Source organism: Streptomyces radiopugnans, from assembly GCF_900110735.1.
Classification (GTDB): Bacteria; Actinomycetota; Actinomycetes; order Streptomycetales; family Streptomycetaceae; genus Streptomyces; species Streptomyces radiopugnans.
Genome location: NZ_FOET01000012.1, coordinates 173,462 through 192,307 on the forward strand (window position 1 = coordinate 173,462; position 18,846 = coordinate 192,307).

Genomic DNA, 18,846 nt, shown 5'->3' on the forward strand with positions numbered 1-18,846 from the left:
CGGCGGCTGTACGGGGCGGTGCCGGACGGGGTCAGGACCGCCCGGTGTCCGGGGCGGACGACTCCTCGAAGTCGACCTTCCCTATGTGGCGGTTCAGCGACTTCATCAGCATCCAGACGGCCAGCCCCAGCGCCGCGAAGACGAGGAAGCCGAGGATGCCGGGCGTCACCTTGGTCTCGTCGAACTCCTTGGCGAGGTCGGCGAGGCCGGGGGCCTGGGTGAGGGCGAGAGTGGTCGGGCTCATGGCATCAATTGTCGCGGATGCCCGCGAAGAGGTCGTCCTCGGGGAGGGACGTTTCCACCAGGGACTTGGCCAGCTCGTACTCCTCCGTCGGCCAGACCTCCTTCTGGAGCTCCATCGGGACCTTGAACCAGCCGCCGTCGGGGTCGATCTGGGTGGCGTGGGCGATCAGCGCCTTGTCCCGGACCTCGAAGAACTCCGCGCAGGGCACATAGGTGGTCAGCGTGCGCTCGGGACGCTGGAACTCCTCCCACCGCTTGAGCCACTCGCCGTAGGGGGACTCCAGGCCGCGCTCCAGCATCGCCTCGTGCAGGGCGAGGGTGCGGGGGCGGTTGAAGCCCTGGTTGTAGTAGAGCTTCAGGGGCTGCCAGGGCTCGCCCGCGTCCGGGTAGCGGTCGGCGTCGCCCGCGGCGTCGAAGGCCGCCATCGTGATCCGGTGGGTCATGATGTGGTCCGGGTGCGGGTAGCCGCCGTTCTCGTCGTAGGTGGTGACCACATGCGGCCGGAAGGCGCGGATGCTGCGCACCAGCCGCTCGGCGGCCTCCTCCACGTCCTGGAGCGCGAAGCAGCCCTCCGGCAGCGGCGGCAGCGGGTCGCCCTCGGGCAGACCGGAGTCGACGAAGCCCAGCCACTCCTGCTTCACGCCCAGGATCTCGCGGGCCTCGGCCATCTCCCTGGCCCGCACCTCGTGGATGTGCTCCTCGATGTAGGCGTCGCCCTGGAGCTTGGGATTGAGGATGGAGCCGCGCTCCCCGCCCGTGCAGGTCACGACCAGCACGTCCACCCCCTCGGACACGTACTTCGCCATGGTCGCCGCGCCCTTGCTCGACTCGTCGTCGGGGTGCGCGTGCACGGCCATCAGTCTGAGCTGTTCAGTCAAGGCTCGATCCTCGTTACCTGGTCATGGGAGACGGCTTCTATAGTGACCGAAGCGGTATCCGCTTGTATTCCCGACAGGACCGAAGGACCGAAGGACCTACAGGACATGGCGACGAGTCCGGCCGACCCCACGCGCCCGGGACTGCCCCAGGGGCGGTACGGGCGTTCCCGGGACGCGCGCTCGGACCGCCGCCTGATGGTGGTCGGCGCTGTGCTGGGCGCGGTGTTCGTGGCGCTGATCGCCTGGTTCGGGGTGTCCTACGTCGCCGGGACGAAGGTCAGCGGCGAGCTGATCAAGTTCGAGATCGTCTCGGACCGCGAGGTGGCCGTCCACCTGGAGGTCCGCAAGGACGAGGACGTCACCGGCGTGTGCACCGTCAACACCCTCGCGGAGGACGGCGGGGACGTGGGCCGCGCCGACTTCACCTTCGACGGGCCGCGGAGCCGCATCGACGAGGTCGTCACCGTACGCACCACCAAGCGGGCCACCAGCGCGCAGCTGGTCGGCTGTACGGCGGCCGGCGGAAACTGACGATCTTCCCCGAGCCCTGAAGGTTTAACCTTCTTCCCTTTTCCGGCGGAATTGTTAGGCTCGTGGTTTCGCCCACCCATGAAGGCGCACCCTTCGGGTAGGGCGTTGCTTTATATCCCGAGAGTACCTACGAGGAGCACCTGTGACCCAGACCAGCGACAACGTCACCTGGCTCACCCAGGAGGCGTACGACCAGCTCAAGGCCGAGCTGGAGTACCTGTCGGGTCCTGCCCGCATCGAGATCGCCAAGAAGATCGAGGCGGCCCGCGAGGAAGGCGACCTCCGCGAGAACGGCGGCTACCACGCGGCCAAGGAGGAGCAGGGCAAGCAGGAGCTGCGGGTACGCCAGCTCACCCAGCTGCTGGAGAACGCCAAGGTCGGCGAGGCTCCCGCGGACGACGGCGTGGTCGAGCCCGGCATGGTGGTCACCGTCGCCTTCGACGGTGACGAGGACGACACGATCACCTTCCTCCTCGCCTCCCGCGAGTACGCCAGCTCGGACATCGAGACCTACTCCCCGCAGTCCCCGCTGGGCCGGGGTGTGAACGGCAAGAAGGTCGGCGACGACGCCGAGTACGAGCTGCCCAACGGCAAGACGGCCTCGGTGCGGGTCCTGGAGGCCAAGCCGTACCAGGGCTGAGCCCCGCGGGACGGCCCCGTCCCGCCCCGGACGACGTACGGCCCCCGGCCGCCACGGAAGGTTTCCGTGGCGGCCGGGGGCCGGTTCGCCGCACTCCGGCGTGCCCGGGAACGGGCCGGGCGCGCGGGCCGGGCGGTCAGGCCGCCGAGCGGTACTTGCGCACCGCCAGGGTGCGGAAGAACGCGATGATCAGCGCCGACCACAGCAGCGAGGCCAGTACCGGGTTCTGCATGGGCCAGGCGTCGGGCGCCTGGTAGCCGGGCGGAAGGTTGCCGAACAGCTCGCGGGCCGCCAGCACGGTCGCGCTGAACGGGTTCCACTCGGCGACGTGCTGGAGGAACGACGGCATGTTCTCCGAGGGCACGAAGGCGATCGAGATGAAGGTCAGCGGGAACAGCCAGATCAGCCCGCCGGAGGTCGCCGCCTCCGGGGTGCGCACCGACAGGCCGATCAGCGCGCCGATCCAGGTGAAGGCGTAGCCCAGCAGGAGCAGCAGGCCGAAGCCCGCCAGCGCCTTGAGGACACCCTCGTGGGCCCGCCAGCCGACGATCGTCGCCACGACGGCCAGCACCACCAGGGTCAGCGCGGTCTGGACGAGGTCGGCGAGGGTGCGGCCGGTCAGGACCGCGCCGCGCGCCATCGGCAGGGAGCGGAAGCGGTCGATGAGGCCCTTGTGCATGTCCTCGGCGATGCCCGCGCCCGCGCCGGCCGTGGCGAAGGTGACGGTCTGGGCGAAGATGCCCGCCATGAGGAACTCGCGGTAGGCGCCGGCGTCCACACCGGCGCCGGGGATGCTGATCGAGCCGCCGAAGACGTAGCTGAACAGCACCACGAACATGACCGGCTGGATGAGGCCGAAGATCACCATCTCCGGGATGCGCATCATCCGCAGCAGGTTGCGCTTGGCGATGGTCAGCGAGTCCGTCACGGACTGTCCGATGCCGCCGCCCGCGCGGGGCGCGCGGGTGGCGGGCGCGGAACCGGTGGTGGTGCTCACTTGGCGGTCTCCTTCCGGTCCGCGGCCTGCGCGTCGGCCCGGTCGCCCGCGCCGTTCCCGCCGGCCCCGGCCTCCTCGGCCGCGTGGCCGGTCAGCGAGATGAACACGTCGTCGAGGGTCGGGCGGCGCAGGCCGACGTCGTCGATCTCCACGCTGCGGGTGTCCAGCTCCCGGATGGCCTCGGCCAGGAGCTTGGCGCCGCCGACGACCGGGACGGTCAGCCTGCGGGTGTGCTCCTCCAGCGCGACCGCGCCCCTGCCCAGGCCCCGCAGGACCTCCTCGGCGACGCTGATGTCGTCGCGCTCGTGCACGACGACCTCGATGCGCTCGCCGCCGATGCGGGCCTTGAGTTCGTCGGAGGTGCCGCGGGCGATGACGCGGCCGTGGTCGACCACGGCGATGTCGTGGGCGAGGCGGTCGGCCTCCTCCAGGTACTGGGTGGTCAGCAGCAGCGTGGTGCCGCCGGCGACCAGTTCCTCGATGACCTCCCACAGCGCCTGGCGGTTGCGCGGGTCCAGGCCGGTGGTCGGCTCGTCCATGAACATCACGGGCGGGCTGACGACCAGCGCGGCGGCGAGGTCGAGGCGGCGGCGCATGCCGCCGGAGTACGTCTTGGCGGTCCGGTCGGCGGCGTCGGCGAGGTTGAACCGCTCCAGCAGCTCGGCGGCCCGCCGCTTGGCGTCGCGTGCGGACATCTGGTAGAGGCGGCCGACCATCTGGAGGTTCTCACGGCCGGTCAGATACTCGTCGACGGCGGCGAACTGCCCGGACAGGCCGATGGAGCGGCGCACTTCCTGGGGGTGCTTGAGCACGTCGATGCCCGCCACGACCGCGCGGCCGCTGTCGGGCCGCAGCAGGGTGGTCAGCACTCGTACGGTGGTGGTCTTACCGGCGCCGTTGGGTCCGAGCAGGCCCAGCACGGTGCCTTCGGGGACGTCGAGGTCGACACCGTCCAGAGCCCTGACGTCGCCGAAGGTCTTGACCAGCCCTTCGGCGTGGATGGCACCTGGCATGGAGGTCTCCCATGGGTGTGGGTGGTCGGAGAATTCGAGAAGGACGGGAAATTCGATGAATCCGGAAGGGATGGGCAACGCGGGGTGAGGAGTCGCTCCGCACCGAATGCGACGGTGCGGGCGGATGCGCGCGGACACGCCGCGAGCGTGGTGCGGGTCAGCACTATGCAGCAACGCGATATGTCGCGTAAAACGATTTACGGTGTGTTCTGCGGGCGTGTCGCCCGGCACGCCCGCGCCCGGAAGCGGCGGCCCGTTCCGCACCGCCGCGCGCGGCCTGCCCCGTGCCTCAGCCCGTCACCGTGTAGCCGGCTCTGACCAGCGACGCCTTCACCTCGGCGCAGTGCTGCGGGCCCTTGGTCTCCAGGTGCAGATCCACCTCCACCTCCGTCAGCCCGAGCCGGGGGTCGGTCCGCACGTGGCTGATGTCCAGGACGTTGGCGTCCGCCACCGACAGCTCCGCCAGGAGCGCCGCCAGCGCTCCCGGGCGGTCGGTCAGCCGCAGCCGCAGCGACAGGTAGCGGCCCGCCGCCGCCATGCCGTGCCGCAGTGTGCGCTGCAGCACCAGGGGATCGACGTTGCCGCCGGAGAGCACGGCCACCACCGGCCCCTCGAAGCTCTCCGGAGCCGACAGCAGCGCCGCCACCGGACTGGCGCCGGCCGGCTCGACGACGAGCTTGGCCCGCTCCAGGCAGAGCAGCAGCGCACTGGAGAGCGCGTCCTCGCTCACCGTACGGACCTCGTCGACCATCTCGGCGATGATTCCGAACGGCACGTCCCCGGGTCGCCCGACCATGATCCCGTCGGCCATCGTCGAGACCGAGTCCAAGGTCACCGGGTGCCCGGCGGTCAGCGAGGGCGGGTACGCCGCGGCCCCCTCGGCCTGCACCCCGACCACGCGCACGTCCGGCCGCAGCGACTTCACCGCCAGTGCCAGCCCCGCCGCCAGCCCGCCGCCGCCGATGCCGACGACGACCGTGCGGACCTCCGGGCACTGCTCCAGGATCTCCAGCCCCACCGTGCCCTGGCCGGCGACGATGTCGGGATGGTCGAAGGGGTGGATGAAGACCGCGCCGGTCTCGGCCGCGTACTCCTGCGCCGCCCGCAGCGTCTCGTCCACCACCTGTCCGTGCAGCCGCACCCGGGCGCCGTAGTCGCGGGTCGCCGCCACCTTCGGCAGCGCCGCGCCCACCGGCATGAAGACCGTCGAGCGGACCCCCAGCAGGGACGCGGCCAGGGCGACGCCCTGCGCGTGGTTGCCCGCGGAGGCGGCGACGACCCCGCGGTCGCGCTCCTCGGCGGACATCGCGGCTATCCGCACGTACGCGCCGCGGACCTTGAACGACCCGGTGCGCTGGAGGTTCTCGCACTTGAGGTGGACGGGCGAGCCGACCAGTTCGCCGAGGTGGCGGCTGCCCTCCAGCGCGGTCGTCCGGGCCACCCCGGAGAGCGTCTTCTGGGCGGCGCGTACGTCGTCGAGGGTGAGTGCCGGCGCTTCGTCGCGGCCGGTGTGCTGGACAGTGCTGGCGACCATGCCGCCAGTCTGGCAGCCCGGCTCGCGGGCGGCTCGCGGGGACCTGGCCGGGCCCCGCGGTATCCCGCGGCGGGAGCCGCTCATTCGTACGGTGCCGGTACGGGGCGGACCCGGGGCGCGTACTCTGTGGCACACCCTCAGCCCGTCGTACCCCGTATTCACGAAGAAGCGAGCAACCGGCCATGCCCACGCACCCGGACATGACGACCGCCCACCCCCACGACGAAACGAGCGAAGAGAGCGTGCAGGCCAGCATGCCCCCCACAGCAGGCCGCCCGGACCCCGACCAGGACCGGACCGGCTCCGCACCCCTTCTCGACACCCTGCAGCACCAGGTGGCCCTCTTCGCGCGCCGCGCGGAGCAGACCCGGCTCGGCGGCGTCGGACAGGCCCGCAACTCCATGGACCGCGCCGCCTACCTGCTGCTCAACCGGCTGGACAGGGACGGGCCCACGGGCGTCAAGGCGCTCGCCGCGGGCATGGGGATCGACTCCTCGACAGTGACCCGCCAGGTGGCCCCGCTGGTGGAGTCCGGCCTGGTCAAACGCACCTCCCACCCCGACGACGGCCGCGCCGTGGTCCTCCAGCTCTCCCCGCGCGGCGTCTCGCGGCTGGAACAGGTGCGCGCCTCGCGGCGCGAACTGATGGAACTGCTGACGCGGGACTGGAGCGAGGAGGAGCGGACGGTCTTCTGCGAACTGCTCACCCGCTTCAACCAGGCCCTCTCCGACTTCCAGGCCGAGGGTTCCTGACGCCGTCCGCCCCCGCCCGCCCCCGGAAGGCGTCCGGGGGCGGGCGGGGACGAGCCTCCGCGCTGCGGCCGCGACGCGGCGTTTGCCCCTCCCGGGCGCACAGGAGGCAGGATGGGGACATGGCCAACCGACTCGCCGCCGAGACGTCCCCCTACCTCCTCCAGCACGCGGACAACCCCGTCGACTGGTGGCCCTGGTCGCCGGATGCGTTCGAGGAGGCGCGACGGCGCGACGTCCCGGTGCTGCTCAGCGTCGGCTACAGCTCGTGCCACTGGTGCCACGTGATGGCGCACGAGTCCTTCGAGGACCGGGCCACCGCCGACTACCTCAACGCCCACTACGTGTCCGTCAAGGTCGACCGCGAGGAGCGCCCGGACGTCGACGCCGTCTACATGGAGGCCGTCCAGGCCGCCACCGGCCGGGGCGGCTGGCCCATGACCGTCTTCCTGACGCCGGACGGCGAGCCGTTCTACTTCGGCACCTACTTCCCGCCCGAGCCCCGGCACGGGCTGCCCTCCTTCCGCCAGGTGCTGGAGGGGGTGCGCGCCGCCTGGACCGACCGGCGCGAGGAGGTCGCCGAGGTGGCCGGGCGGATCGTGGAGGACCTGGCGGGGCGGAGCATCGGCTACGGCGACGGCGGGGACGCCCCGCGCCCGCCCCGGCCGGAGGAGCTGGGCGCGGCGCTGCTCGGACTGACCCGCGAGTTCGACGCGCGGCACGGCGGCTTCGGCGGCGCGCCGAAGTTCCCGCCGTCGATGGTGCTGGAGTTCCTGCTGCGCCACCACGCCCGCGCCGGTTCCGAGGGCGCGCTGCAGATGGTGGAGGCGACCTGCGAGGCGATGGCCCGCGGCGGCATCTACGACCAGCTCGGCGGCGGTTTCGCCCGCTACTCGGTGGACGGCGCCTGGATCGTGCCCCACTTCGAGAAGATGCTGTACGACAACGCCCTGCTGTGCCGGGTGTACGCGCATCTGTGGCGCGCCACCGGCAGCGAGCGGGCGCGGCGGGTCGCACTGGGGACGGCTGACTTCATGGTCCGCGAACTGCGCACCCCCCAGGGGGCCTTCGCCTCCGCGCTGGACGCCGACAGCGACGACGGCACCGGGCGGCACCGGGAGGGCGCGTACTACGTGTGGACGCCCGCCGAGCTGCGCGGGGTCCTCGGGGAGGAGGACGCCGAACTGGCCGCCGCCCACTTCGGGGTGACCGAGGAGGGCACCTTCGAGGAGGGGGCCTCCGTCCTCCGGCTCCCGGACGCCGACGGCCCCGCGGACGCCGGGCGGATCGAGTCCGTACGGAGCAGGCTGCTGGCCGCCCGCTCCGGGCGCCCGCGCCCGGAGCGGGACGACAAGGCCGTCGCCGCCTGGAACGGGCTGGCGATCGCCGCGCTCGCCGAGACCGGCGCCTACTTCGACCGTCCCGACCTCGTGGAGGCGGCCACCGCAGCCGCCGACCTGCTGGTCGCCGTCCACCTCGACGAGGGCGGACGCCTGGCGCGTACCTCCCGCGACGGCGCCGCGGGTTCCGGCGCCGGGGTGCTGGAGGACTACGGCGACGTGGCCGAGGGCTTCCTCGCCCTGTACTCGGTGACCGGCGAGAGCTGCTGGCTGGAGCTGGCGGGCACCCTGCTGGACACCGTGCTGAGGCGCTTCACCGCCGACGACGGCACCCTGTACGACACCGCCGACGACGCCGAGCGGCTCATCCGCCGCCCCCAGGACCCCACCGACAACGCCGCGCCCTCCGGCTGGACGGCCGCCGCCGCGGCCCTGCTGTCGTACGCCGCCCACACCGGCTCCTCCCGCCACCGCGAGGCCGCCGAGCGGGCGCTGGGCGTCGTGACGGCGCTGGCCCCGCGCGTACCGCGCTTCATCGGCTGGGGGCTGGCCGCTGCCGAGGCGGCGCTGGACGGGCCGCGCGAGATCGCGGTGGTCGGTCCGGCCGGCGACCCTGCCACCGCCGTGCTGCACCGCACCGCACTGCTGGCCACCGCGCCCGGCGCGGTGGTGGCCGTCGGCGAGCCGGCGGCGGACGGCGCCGGGGGCGCGGACGGTGGGGGCGGCGCGGACGCGGACACGCCCGCGCTGCTGCGCGACCGGCCGCTGCTGGACGGCCGCCCGGCCGCGTACGTCTGCCGGCACTTCGCGTGCGACGCCCCCACGGCCGATCCGGAGCGGCTGGCGCGGACGGTGGGGGCTGTGGGGGCGTCCGCCGGGGCGTGAGGACGGGCGGAGGCCCCCGCGGAGGCCCCCGCGGCGGTCCGTACGCCGCCCGTGCGTCACCCGTACGGCGCCCACGTGGGGAAAAACACGGAGCGCCTCGCCGGAGGTGTCCGTACAGTGGCCGTCATGCAGGTGATCCAGTCGACGAAACTCGCCAATGTCTGCTACGAGATCCGGGGCCCGGTTCTCGAGGAGGCCATGCGGCTGGAGGCGGCGGGTCACCGCATCCTCAAGCTCAACACCGGCAATCCCGCGCCCTTCGGCTTCGAGTGCCCGCCGGAGATCCTCGAGGACATGCTGCGCAACGTCGGGTCGGCGCACGGCTACGGCGACGCCAAGGGTCTGCTGGCGGCCCGGCGCGCGGTGATGCAGTACTACCAGACCAAGGGCATCGAGCTGGACGTCGAGGACGTCTACATCGGCAACGGCGTCTCCGAGCTGATCCAGATGTCGATGCAGGCGCTGCTGGACGACGGCGACGAGGTGCTGGTGCCGGCGCCGGACTACCCGCTGTGGACGGCCTCGGTCTCGCTGTCGGGCGGCACCGCCGTGCACTACCGCTGCGACGAGCAGTCCGACTGGATGCCGGACCTCGCCGACATCGAGCGCAAGGTGACCGACCGCACCAGGGCGATCGTCATCATCAACCCCAACAACCCCACCGGCGCCGTCTACGGCGAAGAGGTGCTGCGCGGCCTGACGGACATCGCACGCCGCCACGACCTGATCGTCTACTCCGACGAGATCTACGACAAGATCCTCTACGACGGCGCCACCCACACCCCCACCGCCGCCATCGCGCCCGACCTGCTGACCGTCACCTTCAACGGGCTGTCCAAGTCCTACCGGGTGGCCGGGTACCGCTGCGGCTGGATGGCCGTCTGCGGGCCGAAGACGCACGCCGCCAGCTACATCGAGGGCCTGACGATCCTGGCCAACATGCGGCTGTGCGCCAACATGCCGTCCCAGCACGCGGTGGCCACCGCGCTGGGCGGACGCCAGTCGATCAACGATCTGGTGCTGCCGGGCGGGCGGCTGCTGGAGCAGCGCGACACCGCGTACGACCTGCTGACGTCCATCCCGGGTGTGACGTGTGTGAAGCCCAGGGGAGCGCTGTACCTCTTCCCGCGGCTGGACCCCCAGGTCTACAAGATCAAGGACGACCGGCAGATGGTCCTCGACCTGCTGCGGGCGGAGAAGATCATGGTCGTCCACGGCACGGGCTTCAACTGGCCCGAGCCGGACCACTTCCGCATCGTCACGCTGCCTCCCGCGCAGGACCTGGCGGACGCGGTGCAGCGGATCGGGAAGTTCCTGGACGGCTACGGCCAGCACTGAGACGCACCGAGGAGCCGCCCGCGCCCGGTGGGCGGTGCGGGGCGACCGGAGTCCGGACGGACGGGAAAGGCCTGGCGGGAGCGGCCGAAGGCGCCGGGAAACTTTCTGCACCCGCGACAACTTTAGACAGAGTCCAAGTTAAGATGGACTCCTGCATCAGCCAGGAGGCCATCCCATGTACGAACCGATTCGCACGCCGTCGGTCCACACCATGGCCGATCCGGCCAGGACCGAGGGACTCCTCCCGCGCCGCTCCCGTGAGGAGGAGCTGGACAACAGGCTCGCCGGCCATCTGACCGCGCTGCTGACCGTGACCGACGAACTCCGCGCCCACACCCCGGACGCGGAGCTGGACGACGCCGCACAGCGGCTCGACGCCCAGGTCACCCGGTTGTGCGGAGGGCGCGCCCCGCTGCGGGCCGAGCCGTCCGCCGCCGGAGCCGGCGCCTCCCGCGTCGCGGCCCTCCACCAGCGGGCCCACACGCTCGCCGGGCAGGCCCTCGTCGTGGCCACCTCCCGCTCGGACGCGGCGGCCGCCGAACTGGCCGCCGAGCGGATGGAGGCCCACGCCAGGGCGCTCGGCCTGGCCGAGGTCGGCTGACCGGCGCCGGTACGGCGAGGCCCGCGGGCCCTGTCCCGGCATCCTGTGCCGGGACAGGGCCCGCGGGCCTCTCACGGGGCGGATTCCGGCCGCCCCCGCCGTACGGGCGCCGGCCGCTCAGCCCAGGCGCTCGACCAGGGCGCGGTACTCGTCCCACATCGCCTTCGGGGTGTGGTCGCCGAAGGTGTTCAGGTGCTCGGGGATGAGGGCGGCCTCCTCGCGCCACACCTTCTCGTCCACCTTCAGCAGGAACTCCAGGTCCGCGTCGGGCAGCGCCAGGCCGTCGGTGTCCAGGGAGCTCTTGGCCGGGACGATGCCGATGGGCGTCTCGGTGCCCTCCGCCTCGCCGTTCAGGCGCTCGACGATCCACTTGAGGACCCGGCTGTTCTCGCCGAAGCCCGGCCACACGAACCGGCCGCCGTCGTCCTTGCGGAACCAGTTCACGTAGTAGATCCTCGGCAGCTTCGCCGGGTCGGCCTTGGCGCCGACCTCCAGCCAGTGGCCCATGTAGTCGCCCATGTTGTAGCCGCAGAACGGCAGCATGGCGAACGGGTCGCGGCGCAGCTCGCCGACCTTGCCCTCGGCCGCCGCGGTCTTCTCCGAGGCCACGTTGGCGCCGAGGAAGACGCCGTGCTGCCAGTCGAAGGACTCCGTCACCAGCGGCACCGCGCTGGCGCGGCGCCCGCCGAAGAGGATCGCCGAGATCGGCACGCCCTTGGGGTCCTCCCACTCCGGCGCGATGATCGGGCACTGCGAGGCGGGCACGGTGAAGCGGGCGTTGGGGTGCGCGGCCGGGGTGCCGGAGTCGGGCGTCCAGTCGTTGCCCCGCCAGTCGGTCAGGTGGGCCGGGGGCTCCTCGGTCATGCCCTCCCACCACACGTCGCCGTCGTCGGTGAGCGCGACGTTGGTGAAGATCGCGTTGCCCCACAGGGTCTTCATCGCGTTGGCGTTGGTGTGCTCGCCGGTGCCCGGCGCCACGCCGAAGAAGCCGGCCTCGGGGTTGATCGCGTAGAGGCGGCCGTCCTCGCCGAAGCGCATCCAGGCGATGTCGTCGCCGATCGTCTCGACCGTCCAGCCCGGGATCGTCGGCTCCAGCATCGCCAGGTTGGTCTTGCCGCAGGCGCTGGGGAAGGCGGCGGCGACGTACTTCGACTCGCCGCGGGGCGGGGTGAGTTTGAGGATCAGCATGTGCTCGGCGAGCCAGCCCTCGTCGCGCGCCATCACCGAGGCGATGCGCAGCGCGTAGCACTTCTTGCCCAGCAGGGCGTTGCCGCCGTACCCCGAGCCGTAGGACCAGATCTCGCGGGTCTCGGGGAAGTGGGAGATGTACTTGGTGGGGTTGCACGGCCAGGGGACGTCCTCCTGGCCCGGCTCGAGCGGGGCGCCGACGGTGTGGACCGCCTTGACGAACCGCCCGTCCTCGCCCAGCTCCTCCAGGACGGCGCTGCCCATGCGGGTCATCGTCCGCATGGAGACGGCCACGTACGCGGAGTCGGTGATCTCCACGCCCAGTGCGGAGAGCGGGGAGCCCAGCGGGCCCATGCAGAAGGGGACGACGTACATCGTCCGGCCGCGCATCGAGCCGCGGAAGATGCCGCCCTCGCCGCCGGTCCCGGTGAAGACCTCGCGCATCTTCGCGGGGTCCATCCAGTGGTTGGTGGGGCCCGCGTCCTCCTCCTTCTCGGAGCAGATGAAGGTGCGGTCCTCCACGCGCGCCACGTCGGAGGGGTCGGAGGCGGCGTAGTACGAGTTGGGGCGCTTGATCGGGTCGAGTTCGGTGAAGGTGCCCTTCTCGACCAGCTCCGCGCAGAGCCTGTCGTACTCCGCCTCCGAGCCGTCGCACCAGACGACGCGGTCGGGCTGGGTGAGGGCTGCGATCTCGTCGACCCAGGCGGTCAGCTCCTGGTGACGGGTGGGGGTCGTGTTGCCGGGAGCCGCAGTACTGCGCGCCACAATCGCTCCAGATGTCGAGGGTTCCATGCCGGATACCGCACGTGTATCCGTTTTGTTCATCCGTATTTCAGACACGGCCCCGTGGGGGCTGCGACCCGGATGCTGCGGCGTTGCTCATCCGGTGCCGACCACGCTCATTTGATACTCCGCCTTCGGGGCGATTCTGTCCAGACGGCCGTATGGTGAGCATGGCCACGCGGCGGGGAGACCTACGGTCACGTAGGTACGATGAGACGTATGACCGCCGCAGTGCCCGAATCCCCCAGGACTCTGCCCGCCGACGACCGTGACGACCGCGACGGCCGTGAGGACCGCGCTGCCGAGGGGTTCGTCCACCCCGTCAAACCCCGTCTGAGGGGCTGGCTGCACGCCGGGATGTTCCCGGCCGTGCTGGTCTCGGGAATCTTCCTGACCGCCCTGGCGCAGACCCCGCGCGGCCGTCTGGCCTGCGCGGTCTACACGCTGACGGCCTGTCTGCTGTTCGGCGTCAGCGCCCTGTACCACCGCGGGAACTGGGGCCCGCGCGCCAACGCGGTGCTCCGCCGCCTCGACCACGCGAACATCTTCCTGATCATCGCGGGCACCTACACGCCCCTGACGATCCTGCTCGTCCCCGGAGGCCGCGGCCAGTTGCTGCTGTGGGGCATCTGGGCCGCCGCCGTCGCCGGCATCGCCTTCCGCGTCTTCTGGGTCGGCGCGCCGCGCTGGCTCTACACCCCCTGCTACATCGCGATGGGCTGGGCCGCGGTGTTCTTCCTGCCCGACTTCCTGCGCGCGGGCGGCGTCGCCGTCCTGGTGTGCGTGATCGTCGGCGGCCTCCTCTACAGCGTGGGCGGCCTCGTCTACGGCATCAAGCGGCCCAACCCCTCACCGCGCTGGTTCGGCTTCCACGAGGTCTTCCACTCCCTCACGCTGGCCGCCTTCGCCGTCCACTACGTGGGGATCTCCCTGGTGGCCTACAACGCCACCTGACGCCTGACGCCTGACGCCCGGCTCTGCGGCCCCGCCCCCGCCCCCGGCCGGGCGTCAGCCGCCGCGCCGCACCGAGCGGCCGGCCAGCACACCGGTGCGGCGGCCGTCCTCGACGGCGAACCGGCCGCCGACCAGCACATGGGGGATGCCCAGCGGCGGGGTGCGCGGCGCGTCGAACGTCGCCCCCGCCGCCACCGTCTCCGGATCGAACAGCACCAGGTCGGCGTGGTACCCCTCGCGCACCAGCCCCCGGTCCGGCAGCCGCAGCCGGGCGGCCGGCCGCCCGGTCAGGTGCGCCACGCACTCCTCCAGCGGCAGCACGCCCAGCTCGCGCACATAGCGGCCCAGGTAGTGCGGGAAGGCGCCCCACGCCCGCGGATGGGGCCGTCCGCCGACGAGGATGCCGTCGCTGCCGCCGGTGTGGGCGCGGTGCCGCATGATCGCCCGGACGTTCTCCTCGTGCCCGACGTGCTGGAGGACGGTGGTGCCCAGCCGGTCCGCCAGCAGCAGCCGCCGCGCCACCGCGAACGGCTCCTCGCCGCGCTCGGCCGCCGACCGCGCGACCGTGCGGCCCACGTATCCGGCCAGGGCGGGGTCGGTCACCCCGGAGACCTCCACGGTGTCCCAGTCGACCGGCACCCCGTGGCAGCCGTCCGAGCCCTCGGTCTCCATCGCGTACCGGATCCGGGCGCAGGCCGCCGGGTCCCGCAGCCGGGCCAGGGTTGCTTCGGGACCGCCCTCGGCCGCCCAGCTCGGCAGCAGCGCGGCCAGGGTGGTGCAGCCGGGCAGGTAGGGGTAGCTGTCCAGCGTCAGGTCCACGCCCCCGTCCAGGGCCGCGTCCAGCAGGGCCAGCAGTTCGGGGGCGCGTCCGGCGTTGACGGAGAAGTTCACGGTGGCGTGCGCCAGGTGCAGGGCGCACCCCGAGGCGCGGGCGACCTCGACCATCTGCGCGTACGCCTCCAGCGCGCCGGCGCCGTAGGAGCGGTGGTGGGGGCAGTGGTAGCCGCCGTAGGACGCCACCACCCGGCACAGCTCGGTCAGCTCGGAGTCCGGGGCGTACATCCCCGGGGTGTACGTCAGACCGGACGACATCCCCATCGCGCCCTGCTCCAGGCCCTCGGCCACCAGGCGCCGCATCTTCTCCAGCTCCCCGTCCGTGGCGGGCCGGTCCTCCCAGCCGACCACCAGCGCCCGCACCGTGCCGTGGGGGACGAGGTAGGCGGCGTTGACGGCGGTGCCGCGGTCGAGCCGGTCCAGGTACTCCCCGACGGTCCGCCAGTCGAACTCGACGTCCGAGCCGTCCCCGTTCCAGCCGGTGATCGCCTGCCGCACCCGCGCCAGCGTGCGGTCGTCCACCGGCGCGTACGACAGGCCGTCCTGCCCGAGCACCTCCAGGGTCACGCCCTGGGCGACCTTGGCCAGGTGGGCGGGGTCGCGCAGCAGGGCCAGATCGCTGTGGGCGTGCATGTCGATGAACCCGGGTGCGAGGACGAGGCCGTCCGCCTCCAGCACGCGCCGCGCGCCGGGGCGCGGTCCCGGATCCCCCTCGCGGTGGACCACGGCGATCCGGCCGCCGTCGACGCCGACGTCGGCCCGGTGGGCGGGGGACGGGGTGCCGTCGGCGACGCGCGCGCCGCGCAGGACGAGATCCACGGCGGACTCCGGTTCAGTTCGGGGACAGGGACAGGGACAGGGGCGGGGGAGGGGGTCAGAAGAAGGTGCGGACGAAGTCGGTGACGGTGCCGTCGGCCTCGGCGACCGGGATGAGCTGCCACCGGTCGAAGACCGTGCACGGGTGCGACAGGCCCAGCGCCACCCAGTCGCCCACCTCCAGCTCCGCGCCCGGCGCGAGGCGGACGAAGGCGTGCTGGTCGGCCAGCTTCACCACCTCCACCCCGTCCGCGGCCCGCTCGGCGCCGCCGGCGGTGCGGACGGCCACCGGCTGGGGCAGGTCCAGGTCGTAGGAGGCGTCGCGCTTGCCCGCGTTGAGGAACGCCAGGTGCGGCTCGGGCCGGGAGACCACCTGCGCCCACAGCCGGAACGCCGGCAGCAGCGAGCCCTGCCCGGGAACGCGGTTGAACGGGGTCGCGCGGTGGTAGTGGCCGTCGTCGTGCGAGACGTACGCGCCCGAGCGCAGCAGCCTCAGCACCGGCCGCGACAGCTCGGGCACGCGTCCGAACACCTCGGCCACCACGTCGAACCAGGCGCTGCCGCCCGCGCTCACCACGATCTCCTCCTCCGGCCCCAGAGCGGCGAAGCGGCCCGCCGCGTCCAGGTCGGCGGCCAGTGCGACCAGGTCCTCCAGCCAGGCGCGCACCCGCCCGGCGTCGGCGTCCGGCACCTCGCCCTCGTACCCGGCGACACCGGCCAGCCGCAGGGACGGCGCCTCCGCCACCGCCTGTGCCACCCGGGCCGCCTCCCCGGCCGTGCGCACACCGGTACGGCCGCCCGGGGCGCCCAGTTCGACGACGACGTCGAGGGGGCGCGGGGCGGGGGAGGCGTCGCGGGCCGGGGCCAGGGCGGCGTCCATCAGCTCCACGCCGCGCACCGAGTCCACGTAGCAGACGATCACCGCCTCCGGGTCCGCCGCCAGCTCGGCGGCGATCCAGCGCAGCGCGGCGGCGTCCACCACCTCGTTGGCCAGGAAGACCCGCCGCACCCCGAAGGCCCGGCAGACGCGCACCTGGGAGGGCACCGCCACCGTTATGCCCCAGGCGCCGTGGTCGAGCTGGCGGCGGAAGAGCTGCGGGGACATCGAGGTCTTGCCGTGCGGGGCGAAGGCGAGACCGTGCCGGGCGGCGTAGGCGCCGAGCTGCCGCAGGTTGTGCTCCAGCGCCCCGGCCGCCAGCGTCAGCACCGGGGTGGTGAAGCCGCCGGTGAACAGCGGGCGGCGCTCGGCCGCCAGCTCGCCCACGGTCAGTCCGGCCGCGTCCGGGGGCAGCCCCTTGAAGCGGTGGTCGACGACCTCGTCGGCGAGACGGGCGACGGGATCCGCGTGCCCGGGGCCCCCGGTGCGCCGGGGGCTTTCGGGACGCTGGAGGTGCTCGGGGTGCTCGGGGTGCTCGGCGGCCATGGTGAACTCCGGACTCCGGGACGGGCCCCGGGGCCGGCCCGGGGACTGGTATTGCGCCATGTGCAACGCTTGTTGCGCATGGTGCTCGCTGCTGTCTAGCATCCCCGCGAACGCCCGGTCAACGGACGGCCGGGACGGGAGCGGCCCGCGAGCCGCCCGGAAGCCGTGGAGGGAGGGGCGACCGTGGCACCACCTCCCGAGCCTCCCGGACCTCCACAGCCCCCTGCGCCCCCCGCGCACTCCGCACGCTCCACATACCCCGCGGCCCCCGTACCCCACTCCGGGGCCCCCTTCGACGTGGTCTGCCTGGGGGAGACCATGGCGGCCTTCCGGCCCGCCGGCCCCGGCCGGCTCGCCGACTCCCCGGTCTTCGTCCGCGGCGTCGGCGGCGCCGAGTCCAACACCGCCTGCCTGCTCGCCCGCGCCGGGCACCGGGTCCGCTGGATCGGGCGTGTGGGCACGGACGGCTTCGGCGACCACGTACTGGCCGAGATCGCCGCCCACGGCGTGGACGTCTCCGCGGTGCGCGACCCCGACCGTCCCACCGGCGTCTACTTCCGCACCGGCGGCGAGCGCTCCACCACCGGCGAGCGGCCCACCGACCCGGCCCTGGCCGAGGTGCTCTACCACCGCACCGGATCGGCCGCCTCCGCGATGTCCCCGGCCACCGTCGACCGCGCCGCCGCCGACTCCGGCCGGATCCTCCACCTCAGCGGCATCACGGCGGCCCTGTCCGGCGGCTGCCTGGCGCTGCTGTACGAGCTGACCGCGCCCCGGCCCGGGCGGCCGCTGCTCTCCTTCGACGTCAACTACCGCGTGGGGCTGTGGAAGAGGCGGGACCCGGGCGTCCTGCTCGACCTCGCCCGCCGCTGCGACCTGGTCTTCACCGGCGCGGACGAGGCGCGGGCGGCCTGGGGCGCGGCGGGGTCCGCCGCCGTGCGCGAGCTGCTGCCGGAGCCGTCCGTGCTCGTCGTCAAGGACGGCGCCCGGGGCGCGGCGGCCCACACCTCCTCGGGCTCCTGCCACGTGCCCGCCCTGTCCGTGGAGACCGCCGACCCCGTCGGCGCCGGGGACGCCTTCGCCGCCGGGTTCCTCTCGGCCACCCTGCGCGGACTGCCCCTGCGGACACGGCTGCGGCACGGCCATCTGGCCGCCGCCGCCGCGCTCACCTGCCCGGGCGACCTCGCCGAGCCGCCCGCCCGGGCCCTGGCCGACCGGCTGGCCGCGCTCGACGACACCGCCTGGGGCAGACTGCGGCTCACCCCCGGCTGGACCACACGGAAGGCGTGAGACAGATGAGCCAGACCGTCGACCGGGCGCTGAGCATCCTCCCCCTGCTCGCGCGCGGGCCGGCAGGCCTCGAACAGGTCGCCCGGCACCTGGACGTCCACAAGTCCACCGCCCTGCGGCTGCTGCGCACCCTGCACGAGCACGGCATGGTCCACCGCCAGGGCGACCAGCGCTACCGCCTGGGGGCGCGGCTGATCGCGCTGGCCCAGGAGGCCGTGGAGAACATCGACGTGCGCGCCGTCGCCCACCCGTACCTGACCGAGCTGAACGAGGCGTGCGGGCACACCGTCCACCTGGCGGTGCGGCAGGAGGACGAGGTCCTCTACATCGACAAGGTCGAGAGCCGCTACCCGGTGCGGATGTACTCGCGCATCGGCAGACCGGTGGCGGTCACCGTCGCCGCGGTCGCCAAGGTCATCCTCGCCGACCTGCCCGAGGACGAGCGGCGCGCGCTCGCCGAACGCCTGGACTACCCCCGCCACACGCCCCGCTCCACGCCGGGGCCGGCCGCCTTCCTGAAGGAGCTGGCCCGGGTGCGCGAGCAGGGCTGGGCCACCGACCTGGGCGGCCACGAGGAGACGGTCAACTGCGTCGCCGCCCCCGTGCGCGGCGCGGACGGCCGGGTCGCCGCCGCGCTGTCGGTCTCCGCGCCCGCCGCCGTCGCGGGCGCCGACGAACTCATGCGCCTGCTGCCCCTGGTGCGGCGTACGGCCGACGCCGTCAGCGCCGAGTACTCGGGCAGGCCGCCCGCCTCCTGAGCCCCTGAGCCCCTGAGCCCCTGAGCCCCTGAGCCCCTGAGCCCCTGAGCC

At 73.2% G+C, this 18,846-nt stretch carries 17 protein-coding genes; 9 read left to right on the plus strand and 8 right to left on the minus strand.

From position 1 onward, the window contains the following. Window positions 1-31 precede the first annotated feature (31 nt). Entirely contained in the window at window positions 32-244 is a 213-nt protein-coding gene (locus BMY40_RS20440; RefSeq protein WP_093661708.1) for a hypothetical protein, read from the minus strand. Between the two features lie 4 nt (window positions 245-248). Then, a complete protein-coding gene (mca, locus tag BMY40_RS20445; protein ID WP_093661710.1) occupies window positions 249-1,121 on the minus strand; it encodes a mycothiol conjugate amidase Mca in 873 nt (290 codons plus the stop codon). 105 nt (window positions 1,122-1,226) lie between these two features. Between mca and BMY40_RS20450 the strand changes: the two genes are divergently transcribed. Together BMY40_RS20450 and greA are read left to right on the plus strand one after the other, a co-directional pair. Then, window positions 1,227-1,652, plus strand: a complete 426-nt coding sequence (locus tag BMY40_RS20450; RefSeq protein ID WP_093661711.1) for a DUF4307 domain-containing protein — start codon at window positions 1,227-1,229, stop codon at window positions 1,650-1,652. Between the two features lie 142 nt (window positions 1,653-1,794). Then, on the plus strand, window positions 1,795-2,292 hold the full coding sequence (gene greA, locus BMY40_RS20455; protein WP_093661713.1) for a transcription elongation factor GreA: 498 nt from the start codon (window positions 1,795-1,797) through the stop codon (window positions 2,290-2,292). 136 nt (window positions 2,293-2,428) lie between these two features. On the opposite strand, the gene BMY40_RS20460 is transcribed toward greA, so the two are convergent. The 3 genes from BMY40_RS20460 to ilvA all read right to left on the minus strand — a co-directional run bounded on the left by BMY40_RS20460 (window position 2,429) and on the right by ilvA (window position 5,836). Further along, entirely contained in the window at window positions 2,429-3,289 is an 861-nt protein-coding gene (locus BMY40_RS20460; RefSeq protein ID WP_093661715.1) for an ABC transporter permease, read from the minus strand. Beyond that, window positions 3,286-4,302, minus strand: coding sequence for an ATP-binding cassette domain-containing protein (locus BMY40_RS20465; protein ID WP_093661717.1), 1,017 nt, complete (start codon window positions 4,300-4,302; stop codon window positions 3,286-3,288). The genes BMY40_RS20460 and BMY40_RS20465 overlap by 4 nt, the downstream gene beginning before the upstream one ends. A gap of 289 nt (window positions 4,303-4,591) precedes the next feature. Further along, the gene (ilvA, locus tag BMY40_RS20470; protein ID WP_093661719.1) at window positions 4,592-5,836 is read right to left on the minus strand and encodes a threonine ammonia-lyase; all 1,245 of its coding nucleotides are present in this window, start codon (window positions 5,834-5,836) and stop codon (window positions 4,592-4,594) included. A 254-nt stretch (window positions 5,837-6,090) separates the two neighbouring features. Between ilvA and BMY40_RS20475 the strand changes: the two genes are divergently transcribed. From BMY40_RS20475 to BMY40_RS20490, 4 genes are all read left to right on the plus strand, one after another. Continuing rightward, window positions 6,091-6,588, plus strand: a complete 498-nt coding sequence (locus BMY40_RS20475; protein WP_093661772.1) for a MarR family winged helix-turn-helix transcriptional regulator — start codon at window positions 6,091-6,093, stop codon at window positions 6,586-6,588. Window positions 6,589-6,707: 119 nt separating this feature from the next. Then, window positions 6,708-8,810: a thioredoxin domain-containing protein gene (locus tag BMY40_RS20480; protein WP_093661721.1), complete on the plus strand. Its 2,103-nt coding sequence runs from the start codon at window positions 6,708-6,710 to the stop codon at window positions 8,808-8,810. A 126-nt stretch (window positions 8,811-8,936) separates the two neighbouring features. Continuing rightward, window positions 8,937-10,148 (plus strand): pyridoxal phosphate-dependent aminotransferase, encoded by a 1,212-nt coding sequence (locus BMY40_RS20485; protein ID WP_093661774.1) that lies wholly within the window; start codon window positions 8,937-8,939, stop codon window positions 10,146-10,148. Between the two features lie 175 nt (window positions 10,149-10,323). Continuing rightward, complete coding sequence (locus tag BMY40_RS20490; protein WP_093661723.1) at window positions 10,324-10,749, plus strand: SCO4983 family protein; 426 nt, start codon at window positions 10,324-10,326, stop codon at window positions 10,747-10,749. 117 nt (window positions 10,750-10,866) lie between these two features. Here the strand turns inward: BMY40_RS20490 and BMY40_RS20495 are convergent, their stop codons facing one another. Next, entirely contained in the window at window positions 10,867-12,702 is a 1,836-nt protein-coding gene (locus tag BMY40_RS20495; RefSeq protein ID WP_093661725.1) for a phosphoenolpyruvate carboxykinase (GTP), read from the minus strand. Between the two features lie 237 nt (window positions 12,703-12,939). On the opposite strand from BMY40_RS20495, the gene trhA reads away from it, so the two are divergent. Continuing rightward, window positions 12,940-13,674 (plus strand): PAQR family membrane homeostasis protein TrhA, encoded by a 735-nt coding sequence (gene trhA / locus BMY40_RS20500; RefSeq protein ID WP_093661727.1) that lies wholly within the window; start codon window positions 12,940-12,942, stop codon window positions 13,672-13,674. A 54-nt stretch (window positions 13,675-13,728) separates the two neighbouring features. On the opposite strand, the gene BMY40_RS20505 is transcribed toward trhA, so the two are convergent. Both BMY40_RS20505 and BMY40_RS20510 read right to left on the minus strand, forming a co-directional pair. Further along, window positions 13,729-15,327, minus strand: coding sequence for an N-acyl-D-amino-acid deacylase family protein (locus tag BMY40_RS20505; RefSeq protein WP_093661729.1), 1,599 nt, complete (start codon window positions 15,325-15,327; stop codon window positions 13,729-13,731). A 55-nt stretch (window positions 15,328-15,382) separates the two neighbouring features. Further along, entirely contained in the window at window positions 15,383-16,747 is a 1,365-nt protein-coding gene (locus BMY40_RS20510) for an amino acid deaminase (protein ID WP_093661731.1), read from the minus strand. A gap of 318 nt (window positions 16,748-17,065) precedes the next feature. Between BMY40_RS20510 and BMY40_RS20515 the strand changes: the two genes are divergently transcribed. Further along, window positions 17,066-18,037: a sugar kinase gene (locus BMY40_RS20515; RefSeq protein ID WP_245770201.1), complete on the plus strand. Its 972-nt coding sequence runs from the start codon at window positions 17,066-17,068 to the stop codon at window positions 18,035-18,037. A 5-nt stretch (window positions 18,038-18,042) separates the two neighbouring features. Further along, window positions 18,043-18,795, plus strand: a complete 753-nt coding sequence (locus BMY40_RS20520; RefSeq protein ID WP_093661735.1) for an IclR family transcriptional regulator — start codon at window positions 18,043-18,045, stop codon at window positions 18,793-18,795. The last annotated feature ends 51 nt before the right edge of the window (window positions 18,796-18,846 follow it).